The following is a 15,006-nucleotide window of genomic DNA, read 5'->3' on the forward strand; positions in this document are numbered from 1 at the left end:
ATGGAAAAAAAAGATCTGAAATCCATGGATTTAAACGAGGTCACAGCCTTTGTGACAGAACTGGGGGAGAAGCCCTTCCGGGCAAAGCAGCTTTACCAGTGGATGCACCAGAAGCTGGCCCCGTCCCTGGAGGATATGACAAATTTGCCCAAGGCCTTTCGGGAGCGTCTTCTGGAGCATGGAACGTATACGTCCCTGGAGACGGTCCAGATGCTGGAATCCGGGATCGACGGGACCAGGAAATACCTGTTCGGCCTGGGAGACGGCAATATTATCGAAAGCGTTCTGATGAAATATAAACACGGAAATTCTGTATGTATCTCTTCTCAGGTGGGCTGCCGCATGGGCTGCCGGTTCTGCGCGTCCACCCTGGACGGGCTCACCAGGAACCTGACGGCGGGAGAGATGCTGGACCAGATCTACCGGATCCAGGCCTCCACAGGGGAACGGGTGTCCAATGTGGTGGTCATGGGCAGCGGAGAGCCCTTTGACAATTATGACAGTCTGGTGAAGTTCATCCGGCTTCTAAGCGATGAGAACGGACTGAACATCAGCCAGAGGAATATCACCGTATCAACCTGCGGCATCGTGCCGGGGATCCGGAAATTTGCGGAGGAGGGCTTTTCTGTGACTCTGGCTCTTTCCCTCCACGCCCCCAACGATCAGGTGAGGAAGACCCTGATGCCCATTGCCAATAAATATTCTCTTTCTGAGATCCTTCCGGCATGTAAGGAGTATTATGAAAAGACCGGAAGGCGGCTGACTTTTGAGTACAGCCTGGTCCAGGGAGTCAACGACAATTTAGACGAGGCCCGGAAGCTTTCGTCCCTCATTAAGGACATGCACGGCCATGTGAACCTGATCCCTGTGAATCCCATCAAGGAGCGGGATTACCGCCAGTCGGGCCGGGAGGCCATCGACGCCTTCCGTACATATCTGGAAAAGCAGGGGATCAATGTGACGGTCCGCCGGGAGATGGGCCGCGACATTGGCGGCGCCTGCGGGCAGCTGAGAAAAAGTTATCTGAAAAAGGAAGAGGAGGGAGAGCGATGAATTCCTATGGCCAGACAGACACCGGCCGGGTGCGGAAGTCGAATCAGGATTCGATCTTTCTGTCCGAAACGCCGGTGGGACCGCTTTCCAACCTTTTTATGGTCGCCGACGGCATGGGCGGGCATAAGGCCGGGGATTTTGCGTCCCGGTTCGTGGTGGATACCATGGTCCGCTGTATGGGACTGTACAAAAGCGACAGCCCGGTGACGGCCCTCAGAAAGGCCATCGAAAAGACCAATGAGCTTTTATTCCTGGAGGCCCAGAGGGATCCGGACCGGGAGGGCATGGGCTCTACCCTGGTGGCCGCTACCGTGGACCAGGATACCATGTACGTGGCCAATGTGGGAGACAGCCGCCTGTATCTTTTCAGGGACGGCTTAAGCCAGATCACCAGGGATCATTCCCTGGTGGAGGAAATGGTATCCCTGGGGAAGCTGGAGCGGAACAGCGAGTCTTACAGGTCCCAGAAAAACATCATCACCAGGGCTGTGGGGATCCGGCCTGCGGTGACCGCAGATTTTTTTGAGGTATCCTTAAAAAAGGACGACTGCGTGCTCCTCTGCTCCGACGGGCTTTCCAATATGGCGGAGGAATCCCTGATCGGCAGCATCCTGGCTGCTCCGGCCGCTTTAAAAGAAAAGACAAGCCGGCTGATCCAGGCGGCCAATGAAAATGGAGGGAAGGACAACATCGCGGTCATCCTCATAGAACCTCAGGTAAGCGAGGTGGGCGTATGATATTGAAGGCAGGAACCATGCTCCAGGACCGCTATGAGATCCTGGAAAAGATCGGCTCCGGCGGAATGTCGGACGTCTATAAGGCGAAATGCCATAAACTGAACCGTCTGGTGGCCATTAAGGTCTTAAAGGCGGAATTTACAGATGATGCCAATTTTGTCAGCAAATTTAAGATGGAGGCCCAGGCGGCAGCCGGCCTGTCCCATCCCAACATCGTGAGCATCTACGACGTTGTGGACGAGGGAGATATCCATTTTATCGTCATGGAGCTGGTGGAAGGCATTACCTTAAAAAGCTATATCACAAAAAAGGGACGTCTGGATGTGAAGGAGGCCATCGGCATTGCCATCCAGGTGGCCCAGGGCATTGAGGCTGCCCACGAGCAGCACATCATCCACCGGGATATCAAGCCCCAGAACATGCTGATCTCCATGGACGGCAAGGTGAAGGTGGCGGATTTTGGCATAGCCAGGGCCGTTTCCTCCCAGACCATGAACTCCACAGTGGTGGGCTCCGTCCACTATATCTCGCCGGAGCAGGCCAGAGGCGGATACAGCGATGAACGGAGCGATCTGTATTCCCTGGGGATCACCATGTTTGAAATGGTCACAGGCCGGGTCCCCTTCGGCGGAGACAATACGGTGACCGTGGCCCTGGCCCATCTGGAGGAGCCGATCCCTCTTCCAAGCCTTATGAACCCAGGCGTGACTCCCAGCTTTGAGAGGATCATCTTAAAATGTACAGAGAAAAAGCCCGAGGACCGGTATAAGAATGCGGCTGAAGTGATCAGCGATCTGCGGCGGGCCCTTCTGAACGCAGATGATCCCCAGGTGGGCGCCGAGATCCTCAAAGAGGATCCGCTGTCGGAGACCAGGCCCATCAGCCGGAAGGAGCTGGATCTCATAAAGACCAGGAGCGACGGGCAACGGGAACAGAAAAAGCCCAGGAATCCCGGAGAGTGGAGAGAGACCGGACCGGGCCATGAAGAAAATCAGGCCAGGAAGGTTCCGGAGGGCCGTGGCGGCAGGCAGAAAGCCCCATCCCGCCAGCAGGACGAGGACAGCGAGACCACCCAGCTGGAAAAGGTCCTGACCGGCCTGGGAGTGGTGGCCGCACTTTTAGTGGTGGTGGTGGTCATCGTATTCTTTTCCCGGCTGGGCGGCCTGTTTACCAGCCCATCAGACAAGGGGACCACAGAGACCCAGGCCTCCCGTGAGACGGAGACGGACGGAGAGCGGGAAACCGAATCTGAAAAGGAAAAGGAGACCACCCTGTCCCAGAAGGAGGTAAAGATGCCGAAGCTGGTGGGAGATACCCAGGAGGAGGCAGAGGCCAAGCTGGACGCCCTGGATCTTACTATGCAGGTGGTCATGAAGAACTCCGATACGGTGGAGAAAGGCGTGGTCATGGAACAGGCTGACGCGCCGGATTCGGTGGTATCCCGGTACTCCAAGGTGGTGGTCACCATCAGCAGCGGATCCGATAAGATCCTGCTGTCGGAGTTAGGGATCGCGGATATGACCCTGGAAACGGCGGTGCGCCTTCTGGAAGCCAAGGGCTTAAAGGCCGTGGTGGTGGAAGAGACCAGCGAGGATGTGGAGGCGGGAAAGATCGTCCGCATGGAGCCGGAGGATAAGGCGGCTCTGGGCGATTCGGTGACGCTTTACGTGAGCACGGGGCCGGAGGTGGAGGTAACGCCGGTGCCGGATCTTTATGGAAAGACCGAGAACGAGGCAGCAGCCTTACTGACCGAGGCCGGGCTCCTCACGGGTGAGATCTCCAGGGCCCATGACGCGTCTGTGCCTGCGGGCCAGGTGATCAGCCAGGGCATCGAAAAGGACACGGATGCGGAGCTGGGAACTGCCGTGGATCTGGTGGTGAGCCTGGGGCCGGAGCCGCCAAAGACCCAGTTCCTGGCCTCTCTCCAGGTAACGTATCCCCTTATGATCTCCTTTGGACCTGGAGCGGAATCATCGGAGGTACAGATCCTGATCCGGTTAAAGCAGACTGTCAACGGAAAGGTGACGTACACAAAGCTGGCAGAGCCCAAGGCATATTCCGCCAGCACCATGCTGGATATCCGCCTGGACCATATCCGGGGAGCAGACGGCGTATCCACTGGGGAAGTGGAGATCGTGGACCTGACCAACAACGTTGTCCTCACTTCCTACAACGTAAACTTTGTGGAGACAGAGGTGTAAGAGAGGTTCATGAGAGGAAAGATCATAAAAGGGATCGCCGGGTTTTACTACGTCCATGATGGGATCTCCAAGGTGTACGAATGTAAGGCCAAGGGCGTATTCCGCAGCAGAAAGATAAAGCCCCTGGTGGGGGATGATGTGGAATTTACAGTTCTGGATGAAAAGGAACAGACTGGAAACATCACAGACATCCTGGAACGGAAAAACGAGCTGATCCGCCCGGCGGTGGCAAACATCGACCAGGCCATGATCGTTTTTGCGGTGACAGATCCGGAGCCAAATTTAAATCTCCTGGACCGGTTCCTGGTGACCATGGAAATGCAGGGAGTGCCTGCGGTCATCTGCTTTAATAAAATGGACCTGGGAACCGGTGAAAGGGAGCGGGAGCTCAGGCAGATCTATGAGGCCGCCGGTTACTCAGTCTATTTTACCAGCGCCAACGACAAAGAGAGCGTGGACATGGTCCGGGAGCTCCTTAAGGGAAAGACCACAGCCCTGGCGGGACCGTCGGGAGTGGGGAAATCCTCCCTGACCAACCAGATCCAGCCGGAGGCTGCCATGGAGACCGGGGCCATCAGCGAAAAGATCCGCCGGGGCCGTCATACCACCAGGCATTCAGAGCTGTTTTTTGTGGAGCCGGAAACCTTCGTCATGGATACTCCCGGTTTCAGCTCCATTTATGTGGAGTCCCTGAAGCCAGAGGAGCTTTCGGGATATTTTCCTGAATTTGAGGATTTTGTGCCGGACTGCCGGTTCCTGGGCTGCGTCCATGTGGGCGAACGGGAATGCGGCGTCAAGGAGGCCGTAAAGGAAGGAAAGCTGGCCGTTTCCCGGTATGAAAATTACCGGCTGATCTATGAAGAACTAAAGAATAAAAGGAGATATTAATATGTATATCTTAGCGCCATCCATACTGGCAGCCGATTTTTCCAGGCTGGGAGAGGAAGTAAGGACCGTAGCTGATGCGGGAGCGGAGTATATCCATCTGGATGTCATGGACGGGGCTTTTGTGCCCAGCATTTCCTTTGGAATGCCGGTGATCCAGAAGCTGCGGCCAGTGACAGACAAGGTGTTCGATGTTCATATGATGGTGGAGGAGCCGGGCCGGTACGTGGCTGATATAAAAAAGGCCGGAGCCGATCTGATCTGCGTCCACCAGGAGGCCTGCCGCCATCTGGACCGGACTCTGAACCAGATCCGGGAGTGCGGCTGCAAGGCGGCTGTGGCTCTGAACCCGGCGACACCGGTGGAGACCCTCTCCTGCGTTTTAAAGGAAGCCGATATGTTCCTTATCATGTCGGTGAACCCGGGCTTCGGGGGCCAGAAGTTCATCCCCTATACCCTGGAAAAAATAAGGAAGCTCCGGGCTATGCTCAATGAAGCCGGGCTTTCCACGGATATCCAGGTGGATGGAGGGATCTCCGCCGCCAACGTGCGGGACGTTCTGGATGCGGGAGCCAACGTGATCGTGGCCGGTTCCGCTGTGTTTAAAAACGATGCGGCGGCCAATACCCGGGAATTTCTGGAGATCTTTTCCCAGTACCAGGAACGGTGAAGCAGATGAAGCGCTGTCTTATGGTCACCGGCGGCCCCCTGGACCTGTCCTTTGGAATACGGTTCCTTTTGGGGCGCACCTATGATCTTGTGATCGCCGTGGACGCGGGCCTGGCTGCCTGCGAGGCCCTGGGCCTTTGTCCGGATCTTCTGGTGGGGGATTTCGATACCCTGGGAAGGGAGCGCCTTCTGGAATACCAGGAACGCTCTGGTGTAAGGGCAGACGTCCATCAGCCGGAAAAGGATGAGACGGATACGGAGCTGGCCTTCCGGGACGCCCTGGAGGCCGGCTGTGTCCTTGTGGATATGCTGGGAGCCACGGGAGGCCGCCTGGATCATGAGCTGTCCAACATCCAGCTCCTGGCCCAGGGGAGGAAAAAGGGCCTCCGGGTGACCATTTACGATGCCTTTAATAAGATCTTCCTTGCGGATGCAGAGCTGGATCCCCAGGTGGTATTTGAAAGGGAGGATCTTTATGGAAGGTATGTCTCTTTCCTTCCGGTGACGGAGACCGTAAAGGGGATCACACTTACGGGGTTTAAATATCCCTTAAAGGAAAAGGATATCTCCATCCTGGAAAATCCAAGTCTCTGTATCAGCAACGAGGTATTGGAGGAAAAGGCGGTGCTGACCTTCCGGTCCGGACTCCTTTTATGCGTGGAGTCCAGGGACAGGGAGACTGGACTGGTTTAAAAACCCTAAACTGGATATTCAGAACGATCCACTTCGGGAGTATCATGGGGAAAAAAGAAGGAAAACGCAATCATGGAAACATTTACACACAAACAGAAAAAGATCGCAGTGATCAATGATCTGTCCGGATATGGCCGCTGTTCTCTTACAGTGGCTCTTCCCATTTTATCGGCCATGGGCCATCAGGCCTGTCCTGTGCCCACGGCCATCCTGTCCAGCCACACAGAATTTCCCGTTTATTTTTTTGACGATTATACGGAAAAAATGCAGGACTATGCAGATAAATGGGTGCAGCTGGGCCTGTCCTTTGACGGCATCGCCACGGGTTTTTTAGGCTCTGAAAAGCAGATCGCCATGGTCATCGACATGGTGGAGCGCTTAAGCGGAGATGATACGCTGGTGCTGGTGGATCCGGTCATGGGGGACCATGGCCGTCTTTATGCCACCTATACGGAGGAAATGTGCGAGGAAATGAAGCTCCTGGTGAGCCGGGCGGACGTGGCGACCCCCAATGTGACGGAGGCCTGTATCCTTACGGGAACGCCCTATAAGGACAAGGGCTGGACCAGAAAGGAGCTCCTTAACATGGCCATGATGCTGCGGCTCATGGGAGCCAGATCCGTGGTCATCACCGGAGTCCGGGAGGGAAATTTTTATACCAACGTGGTCCTGGACCGGGGCATGGATGCGCCCTCCTTTGTGAAGGTGAAATGCGCCGGCGGCCAGAGACCGGGAACCGGAGACGTGTTCGCGTCGGTAGCAGCCGGGGCGCTGTTAAGGGGGGCCTCCTTAAAGGAAGCGGTGGAGCAGGCGGCCAGGTTTGTAAAGGACTGCATCCATATTTCGGACGAGCTGGATATCCCCCATGCCAACGGAGTCTGCTTTGAGGAAATTCTGGGGAAACTGGTGAAAAAATAGAATGCCCCTTCCTTTTCGCAATAATTTGTGGTATATTTGGACATAAGCGTAAAATTGCGTCCATGTTCGGATGCGGGAGATAAATCAGCAGAAGGAGACAGTCAGTATGTTAGATTTGAGATTCGTCAGAGAAAACCCGGAGATCGTTAAACAGAATATCCGGAATAAATTCCAGGATTCCAAGCTGCCACTGGTGGACGAAGTGATCGCCCTGGACGAAGAAAACAGAAAAGTAAAGAAAGAGGCCGATGACCTGAGAGCCAGCAGAAACAAGATCTCCAAGCAGATCGGAGCTCTGATGGGCCAGGGAAAGAAGGAAGAGGCCGAGGAAGTGAAGAAGCAGGTGACAGAAGCCTCTGATCATCTGGCAGAGCTGGAGGAGAAGGAGAAGGATCTGGAAGCCAGGATCAAAAAGATCATGATGACCATTCCCAATATCATCGATCCCAGCGTTCCCATTGGAAAAGACGATTCCGAGAATGTGGAGGTCCAGAAATACGGAGAGCCGGTGGTCCCGGATTTTGAGATCCCGTACCATACGGAGATCATGGAGAAATTTAACGGCATTGATCTGGATTCCGCAAGAAGAGTGGCTGGAAACGGCTTCTACTATTTAATGGGAGACATCGCAAGGCTTCACTCCGCAGTGATCTCCTATGCTAGGGACTTTATGATCGGCCGGGGCTTCACCTACTGCGTACCGCCGTTCATGATCCGCAGCGACGTGGTCACCGGCGTTATGAGCTTTGCTGAAATGGACGCCATGATGTATAAGATCGAGGGCGAGGACCTGTATCTGATCGGTACCAGCGAGCACTCCATGATCGGAAAATTCATCGACACCATCATTCCCGAGGAGGAGCTCCCCAAGACCCTCACCAGCTATTCTCCCTGCTTCCGTAAAGAAAAGGGAGCCCATGGCATCGAGGAGAGAGGCGTTTACCGGATCCATCAGTTTGAAAAGCAGGAAATGATCGTGGTATGCCATCCCGATGAGTCCAGGAAATGGTTCGATGTTCTGTGGCAGAATACCGTGGACCTGTTCCGTTCCCTGGGTATTCCGGTGCGTACCTTAGAGTGCTGCTCCGGCGACCTGGCAGACTTAAAGGTGAAATCTGTGGACGTGGAGGCATGGTCTCCGAGACAGAAGAAGTATTTTGAGGTGGGAAGCTGCTCCAACTTAGGAGACGCCCAGGCCAGAAGACTGCGGATCCGTGTCAACGGCGCAGACGGAAAGAAATACTTTGCCCATACCCTTAACAACACTGTGGTGGCTCCGCCGAGAATGCTCATCGCATTTCTGGAGAATAACCTGCAGGCCGACGGCTCTGTAAGGATCCCGGAAGCCCTTCAGCCGTATATGGGCGGAATGAAAGTAATTAAATAAGGAAGTAAACGGGGCTGTTGCAAAAGAGTGGTTTCTGGGCCTTCCTTTTGCAGCGGCCCCTTTGAGAATGGATCTGAGAAAGGGGTGTTCCATATGCCGGCAGCATTTGCCCATGATCTGTTTGGACGTCTGGTTTACAGGAAGCTGGATCCGGGGATCCGGAGGGCGGTCCGGAGGGAAAAGGACTGCTTTTACCTGGGGCTTTTTGGGCCGGACATCCTGTTCTTTTACCGTTCATTAAATGATAACCGGATCGTCCATAAGGGCTTCTGGCTCCATGAGGAGCCGGCCCGGGTGCTTTTTTTCCATGGCATAAAGGCCTGGGAAAAGGAGAAGGATCCGGAAAAAAAGGCAGCCATCGAGGCGTACCTGCTGGGCTTTGCCTGTCATTTCGCCCTGGACCACAGCCTTCATGAATACGTAAACCATACGGATGACAGCACCATTTTCACTCACGGAGAGATCGAGACAGAGCTGGACCGGAGGCTCCTGGTCCGGGAAGGGATGACGCCTTTGCGGGCAGACGTGACCTCCCATGTGAAAAACACCTCCATGACCAGGCTGGCCGCCTCCCGGGTCCTTTCGGAAAGCCGGGAGACCGTGGGGGAGTGCATCATGAGCTTCAAGGCGGCCATGCGGATCTTTGTTAATTCCGGAGAGCTTGTCAAGACGTTCATATGCCTGGGACTGCGGGCTGCAGGCCATTACGACCAGGTCCACGGCATGCTGATGCGGAGAAGGCCGGTCCGGGGGTTAAAGACCGTGGCCGATTATCTGGAGCTGGAATTTTATAAAACAGTCCCCTTTGGAGTACGGATGGTGACAGAGCTTTACCGGGCCCTGGAGGAGGGAACGGAGCTTCCCAGGGAATATAAGGGAAACTTTGAGGGAACTGTCTTCGGCAAAGGACCGGTGCGCTGGTGAAATACGCAGTGATCCTGGGAGACGGGATGGCAGACCTGCCGGAAGCCTGTCCCGGAGGCCGGACGCCTCTGGAGCTGGCCCGCACCCCGGTCCTTGACCGGCTCTGCGGCGGCGGAGAGACGGGCCTTGTGAGGACCGTGCCGGAGGGGATGGCTCCCGGAAGCGATACGGCCAACCTCTCGATCCTGGGATACGGAGGAAAACGGTATTACCGTGGCCGGGCGTCCCTGGAGGCCCTGGCCCTGGGGATCTGCCTGAGAGTTCATGACCTGGCATTCCGCTGCGATCTGACGGGCCTTTCGGGAGACGGCCCGGCATTTGAAGAAATGCAGATGGGAGGTCCGGGGGCCCTGGCGGGAAAAGAAGAAGAGGCTTACATATCCGTAAAGGAGGCCATGGGAAAAGAGTCTGCCCTGTCCCTGGTCCCGGGAAGAAACGGGAAGTGCCTCCTTTTGTGGAAGGACGGGCTCTTAAAGTCCCCTGGCCTCATGAATGATGCCGCAGGCGGCTGTGGGCTTGTTCCGCCCCACGAGATGATGGGAAAACGGATCGGGGATTTTCTGCCGGAGCAGAGAGCGCTAAGGAAGTTTTCCGAGGACAGTTATCTGGCGTTAAAGGCGAGGTTTCCCCGGGAGCGCGCCTGCTTCTGGCTCTGGGGAGCCGGGACCGCCTGTGAGCTGCCGGATTTTTCTGAAAAGACCGGACTTTCCGGAGCAGCGGTCACTGCCACGGGCGTCATCAAAGGACTGGCCCTGGCCGCAGGACTTAAGCTCCTTTCCGTGCCCGGGGCCGATGGAAGCCTGGATACGGATTATGGAGGAAAGGCCCGGGCGGCCTTAAAGGCGCTTCTGGAGGCGGGAATGGATTTCTGCTATGTGCATCTGGAGGCCCCGGACGCGGCCGGGCATAAGGGGAGCTTTGAGGAAAAGATCCGGGCCATTGAAAATCTGGACCGGCTGGTGGCCGGGCCCATTTACCAGGGGTTAAAAGAAAGCGGAGAGGAGTTCCGGATCCTGGTACTGCCGGACCACGCGACCCCGGCAGTTCTTAAGATCCACACGGCGGGGCCGGTGCCGTATCTTCTTTACGACAGCCGGAGGAAGGCGGTAAGGTCCCGTCCATATTGTGAAAAGGAAGCTGAAAAAACAGGGATCCTGGTTCCGGAGGGGCAACGGCTCCTGGACCGGTTCCTTTTTAAAGGAGTATAAAGACGTTATGGCTGGAAAGATATACGGTGTCGGAGTGGGCCCGGGGGATCCGGAGCTTCTGACCATAAAAGCTGCAAGGCTCATAAAAAACGCCGGAGTCATCGGGATCCCGGCGGAGCATAAGGAGACATGTAAGGCCTACCAGATCGCCGCCGGGGCGGTGGAGGAGATCCGGGAAAAAGAAGTGGTCCCGTTTCCATTTCTCATGACCAGGGATCCGGAACGATTAAAGGAGAGCCATGACCGCCTGGCAGAAAAGGCCGCAGGATACCTGGACCAGGGCCGGGATCTGGTATTCCTTACCCTGGGAGATCCGGCCGTCTACTCTACATACATGTATCTGCACAGGCGGCTCACTGCCATGGGCTATGAGGCGGAGATCGTAAGCGGGGTCACCTCCTTCTGTGCGGCGGCAGCCAGGCTGTCTGTGAGCCTGGGGGATGGCAGTACGCCCATCCATATCCTCCCCGGCTCCTTTCCCCTGGAGGAGGGGCTTTCCCTCCCCGGCACCCGGGTGCTAATGAAATCCGGAAAACAGATGGGAGCCGTGAAAAAGGCCCTGGTCTCCGGGGAGTATGAGGTTTTGATGGCAGAAAACTGCGGGATGGAAGGGGAACGGCTCATTGGCCGGGCCCAGGATATCCCGGAGGACGCCGGGTATTATTCCCTGGTGATCGTGAAGGAGAAAGGAGAGACCGGCCGTTGAATAAGGAAAAAAAGGTGATCCGCCTGGGAACCAGGAAAAGCCCTCTGGCCATGGCCCAGGCCAGATTAGCGGCGGAGGCCATTGAACGGGCTTTTCCGGAGCTTACGGCGGAGCTGGTCCCCATTGTGACCAGAGGCGACCGGATCCTGGACCGGCCTCTGGTGGAATTTGGCGGAAAGGGAGCGTTTATCTCAGAATTTGAAAGGGCCCTTCTGGAGGGACGCATCGACGGAGCGGTCCACAGCGCCAAGGACATGCCGGAGGAGCTGGCTAAGGGATTGGTCATCGCGGCAGCGCTTCCCAGGGAGGACGCCGGAGACGTGCTGGTGACTGTAAAGGGAAGGCCGCTTCCGGACGGGCCGTTTCTGGTGGGGACTGGAAGCCCCCGCCGCCAGGTGCAGATCGGGGAGATGAGGAACGCCCGCTGCGCCCTTTTACGGGGAAATATCCAGACAAGGCTCAATAAGCTCCGGGAGGGAGAGTATGACGCTATCCTTCTGGCAGCGGCGGGATTGAAGCGTATGGGCCTGCTTTCAGACCCGGAGTTTTCGTTTGAACGGCTGCCGGAGAAAGAATTCATCCCAGCCGGAGGCCAGGGGATCATCGCAGTGGAAAGCCGGGAGCATACGGAATTTTCCCATGTGCTTGCGGCCATCAACGATCCTGCTGCCTTCCGGTCCCTGGCGGCAGAGCGGCTGGTATTAAAGCGCCTGGGAGCCGGATGCACCGGGGCCGTGGGCGTATACAGCTATTCAGAAAATGGCAGCTTCCACATAAAGCTCATGAAGGGGACGGAGAGCGGGATCCTGCGCCGGGAGATCTCCGGAGCGCTTGAGGAATATGAGGCCCTGGCTGCGGCGGTTACGGAGGGACTGGATCATGAATAAGGGAATGGTATTTCTGGTGGGAGCCGGACCAGGCGATCCGGGACTTCTGACCCTCCGGGGAAAAGAGCTTCTGGAAACAGCGGAGGTCCTGGTCTACGACCGGCTAGCCTCCCGGGAGTTTTTGGAGCTGGTACCGGCGGGCTGCGAAAAGATTTATGTGGGCAAAGAATCCGGCCGTCACAGCAGGACCCAGGAGGAGATCAACGGGATCCTGGTGGAGTGGGCGTTAAAGGGAAAGCGGGTGATCCGTTTGAAGGGCGGAGATCCCTTTGTCTTTGGCCGGGGCGGAGAGGAGATTCAGAGCCTCTCTGCCCATGGGATCCCCTATGAGGTGGTCCCCGGCGTGACGTCGGCCATTGCGGCCCTTTCCCACGCCGGGATCCCGGTGACCCACCGTGGGGTAGGCCAGAGCTTCCATGTGATCACAGGCCATACGGCGGTGGGAGCCGGAGACGGGGACAGTCTTACCGGAGATTTTGACCAGTACGCCTGCCTTCCGGGGACCCTCATTTTTCTCATGGGTCTCTCTAACCTGGAAAAGATCGTGGAAAATCTTATAAAATACGGAAAGGATCCCCGGACTCCGGCGGCGGTGGTCACCAACGGGACCCTGCCGGACAGCCGGTGCGTCCGGGCGGCGCTTTCGTCTCTTCCAGAGGCTGTACGAAGGGCTGGTCTGAAACCGCCGGGGATCATCGTGGTGGGCCCGGTGGCCGCTTTTTCCATGACCTGTAAAAAAGAGCTTCCCCTGAGCGGAGCCCTGGTGGGGATCACCGGGACGGACGGCATGTGGAACAAGCTTTCAGAAAAGCTCGTATCCCAGGGAGCGTCGGTGGTCCGGGCAGGAATCTCCAGGATCGTACCGTTAAATAAAGAGGGATTGTCCGGGCACCTGGACCGGCTGGATCAGGTCTCCTGGATCATCTTTACCAGCACCAACGGCGTCCGGATCTTTTTTGAGGCCATGAGGGAGGGCCGGATGGATCTCAGGGCCCTGGGCCATGTGAAATTTGCCGTGGTGGGCAGCGGCACCGGAAAGGCCCTGGAGGAGCAGGGCCTTTTCCCGGACTATATGCCGGAGGAATATACCACAGAGGCCCTGGCCCGGGGGCTCTTAAGCCGGATCCGTCCCGGAGAGTCTGTGCTGATCCCCAGAGCCAGAATGGGCTCCCCTATCCTGAGGGATGCATTGTGCCAGGGGGGGATCTCTGTCCTGGATGTTCCCGTCTACGACGTGGAGGCGGAGCCAGTGGGCAGGGAAGCGCTTTTGGAGCTTTCCAGGCTCCATTACCTTACCTTTGAAAGCGGCTCCGGCGTCCGCGGCTTTTTTGGGGAGCTTGGAGATGAAAAGAAAAGGCTCCTGGAAACAGGTCCCTGCCCGGTGTGCATCGGGAAGGCTACGGCGGAGGCCTTAAGCGCCTTTGGGATCCGGCGCATGAAGATCGCCAGGGACTATACGGCCGACGGCCTTTTATCAGCAATTCTTGAGGACTGGGATCATGGAAGCTCTCGTTTATAAGGATAAAAAAATGCTGAGGCGGGGGTATACCACCGGCACCTGCGCGGCCCTGGCAGCCCAGGGAGCCGTCTCCTTCCTGGTCTCTGGCATATGGCCGGAAACGGCGGAGCTCATGACCCCGGCGGGCCAGATGGTGCGGGTTCCGCTGATGGAGAAAAAAGCAGGGAACGGCGCCGCCTCCTGTGCAGTAAAAAAGGACGCCGGGGATGATCCGGATGTGACCGATGGCCTTCTGATCTTCGCCCAGGCCAGGTTCCTGCCGGAAAACGCAGGGAATGCCCGGGAGGCGGACCATGGAACCGGAACTGCTTCTGCCCGGGAACGCCGGGTGATCATTGACGGAGGAGAAGGTGTAGGCCGGGTGACAAAGGCGGGCCTGGACCAGCCGGTGGGAGCGGCGGCCATCAATTCCGTTCCCCGGAGGATGATCGAGGCCGCCGTTACAGAGGTCTTAGAGGAGGCCGGGCTGGACCGGCCGGTGGAGATCCTGATCTTTGTTCCCGGAGGAGAGAAGACGGCGGAAAAGACCTTTAATCCAGTCCTGGGGATCACCGGGGGGATCTCGATCCTGGGCACCAGCGGCATTGTGGAGCCCATGAGCGAGGAAGCCCTCATAGAGACCATCCGGGCCCATATGCAGGTGCTGCGGTCTGAGGGAAGACGGTTTGCAGCCGCTGTGCCCGGAAACATGGGGGAGAGGTTCCTCTGGTCCTATCTGGAGCGGGAGGGGATCGGAAAAATACCGGCGGTGGTGTGCAGCAATTTTGTGGGCAGGACCCTGGATATGGCTGGAGAGCTGGGCTTTTCCGGTTTTCTCCTGGCGGGTCACCTGGGAAAGCTGGTGAAGCTGGGCTGCGGCATCATGAACACCCATTCAAAGGAAGGGGACGGCCGGATGGAGACGCTTGTGGCCTGCGCCCTGCGGGCCGGAGCCGGGACTGGAACCTTAAAAAGGATCCAGGAGGCCAATACCACGGAGCAGGCCCTGGAGGAGCTTAAGGCGGCCGGTATCCTTAAGGAGACCATGGGAGCGCTTCTGGAGCGCATGGACTGGTATATGAGGCGGCGGGTCCCGGAGATCCTGGAAACGGGCATCCTGGTATTCGACGCCGCAGGAACGCTCCTGGGAGCCACTGAAAACGCCCGGGATCTCCTTGCGCTGGCTGCCGGAGAGGAGCCGGTGGGAGAAGACGGGCCGGATAATGGAATATAAAAAGGA

General features: G+C 57.1%; 14 protein-coding genes. All 14 read left to right on the forward strand.

Annotated features, from left to right (window positions below):
• The 14 genes from rlmN to cbiD all read left to right on the forward strand — a co-directional run bounded on the left by rlmN (position 1) and on the right by cbiD (position 15,000).
• Positions 1-1,053 (forward strand): dual-specificity RNA methyltransferase RlmN, encoded by a 1,053-nt coding sequence (rlmN, locus tag ACI6NM_RS01960; protein WP_158357051.1) that lies wholly within the window; start codon positions 1-3, stop codon positions 1,051-1,053.
• Positions 1,050-1,790, forward strand: a complete 741-nt coding sequence (locus ACI6NM_RS01965; protein WP_022273667.1) for a Stp1/IreP family PP2C-type Ser/Thr phosphatase — start codon at positions 1,050-1,052, stop codon at positions 1,788-1,790. The genes rlmN and ACI6NM_RS01965 overlap by 4 nt, the downstream gene beginning before the upstream one ends.
• Positions 1,787-3,991 carry a Stk1 family PASTA domain-containing Ser/Thr kinase gene (gene pknB / locus ACI6NM_RS01970; RefSeq protein ID WP_262427413.1) on the forward strand — a complete coding sequence of 735 codons (2,205 nt, stop codon included), beginning with the start codon at positions 1,787-1,789 and terminating at the stop codon, positions 3,989-3,991. The genes ACI6NM_RS01965 and pknB overlap by 4 nt, the downstream gene beginning before the upstream one ends.
• Positions 3,992-4,000: 9 nt before the next feature.
• On the forward strand, positions 4,001-4,879 hold the full coding sequence (gene rsgA / locus ACI6NM_RS01975) for a ribosome small subunit-dependent GTPase A (protein WP_262427412.1): 879 nt from the start codon (positions 4,001-4,003) through the stop codon (positions 4,877-4,879).
• Position 4,880: 1 nt separating this feature from the next.
• The gene (gene rpe, locus ACI6NM_RS01980) at positions 4,881-5,546 is read left to right on the forward strand and encodes a ribulose-phosphate 3-epimerase (RefSeq protein ID WP_262427411.1); all 666 of its coding nucleotides are present in this window, start codon (positions 4,881-4,883) and stop codon (positions 5,544-5,546) included.
• A 5-nt stretch (positions 5,547-5,551) separates the two neighbouring features.
• Positions 5,552-6,238, forward strand: coding sequence for a thiamine diphosphokinase (locus ACI6NM_RS01985; protein WP_262427410.1), 687 nt, complete (start codon positions 5,552-5,554; stop codon positions 6,236-6,238).
• Between the two features lie 72 nt (positions 6,239-6,310).
• Positions 6,311-7,156 (forward strand): pyridoxamine kinase, encoded by an 846-nt coding sequence (locus tag ACI6NM_RS01990; RefSeq protein ID WP_022273662.1) that lies wholly within the window; start codon positions 6,311-6,313, stop codon positions 7,154-7,156.
• Positions 7,157-7,262: 106 nt separating this feature from the next.
• Entirely contained in the window at positions 7,263-8,543 is a 1,281-nt protein-coding gene (serS, locus tag ACI6NM_RS01995) for a serine--tRNA ligase (RefSeq protein ID WP_262427409.1), read from the forward strand.
• A gap of 93 nt (positions 8,544-8,636) precedes the next feature.
• A complete protein-coding gene (locus tag ACI6NM_RS02000; RefSeq protein ID WP_022273660.1) occupies positions 8,637-9,467 on the forward strand; it encodes a zinc dependent phospholipase C family protein in 831 nt (276 codons plus the stop codon).
• Entirely contained in the window at positions 9,464-10,675 is a 1,212-nt protein-coding gene (gene apgM / locus ACI6NM_RS02005; RefSeq protein ID WP_262427408.1) for a BPG-independent phosphoglycerate mutase family protein, read from the forward strand. Before ACI6NM_RS02000 ends, apgM begins: the two co-directional genes overlap by 4 nt.
• Positions 10,676-10,682: 7 nt before the next feature.
• Positions 10,683-11,381, forward strand: a complete 699-nt coding sequence (gene cobI, locus ACI6NM_RS02010) for a precorrin-2 C(20)-methyltransferase (protein WP_158357059.1) — start codon at positions 10,683-10,685, stop codon at positions 11,379-11,381.
• Entirely contained in the window at positions 11,378-12,268 is an 891-nt protein-coding gene (hemC, locus tag ACI6NM_RS02015; RefSeq protein ID WP_262427407.1) for a hydroxymethylbilane synthase, read from the forward strand. The genes cobI and hemC overlap by 4 nt, the downstream gene beginning before the upstream one ends.
• Positions 12,261-13,787 (forward strand): uroporphyrinogen-III C-methyltransferase, encoded by a 1,527-nt coding sequence (gene cobA, locus ACI6NM_RS02020; RefSeq protein WP_438501017.1) that lies wholly within the window; start codon positions 12,261-12,263, stop codon positions 13,785-13,787. The genes hemC and cobA overlap by 8 nt, the downstream gene beginning before the upstream one ends.
• Positions 13,768-15,000, forward strand: a complete 1,233-nt coding sequence (gene cbiD, locus ACI6NM_RS02025) for a cobalt-precorrin-5B (C(1))-methyltransferase CbiD (protein ID WP_262427405.1) — start codon at positions 13,768-13,770, stop codon at positions 14,998-15,000. The genes cobA and cbiD overlap by 20 nt, the downstream gene beginning before the upstream one ends.
• The last annotated feature ends 6 nt before the right edge of the window (positions 15,001-15,006 follow it).

The organism is Pilosibacter sp. YYHA0881 (assembly GCF_051602715.1).
GTDB classification, from domain to species: Bacteria; Bacillota; Clostridia; order Lachnospirales; family Lachnospiraceae; genus Alitiscatomonas; species Alitiscatomonas aceti.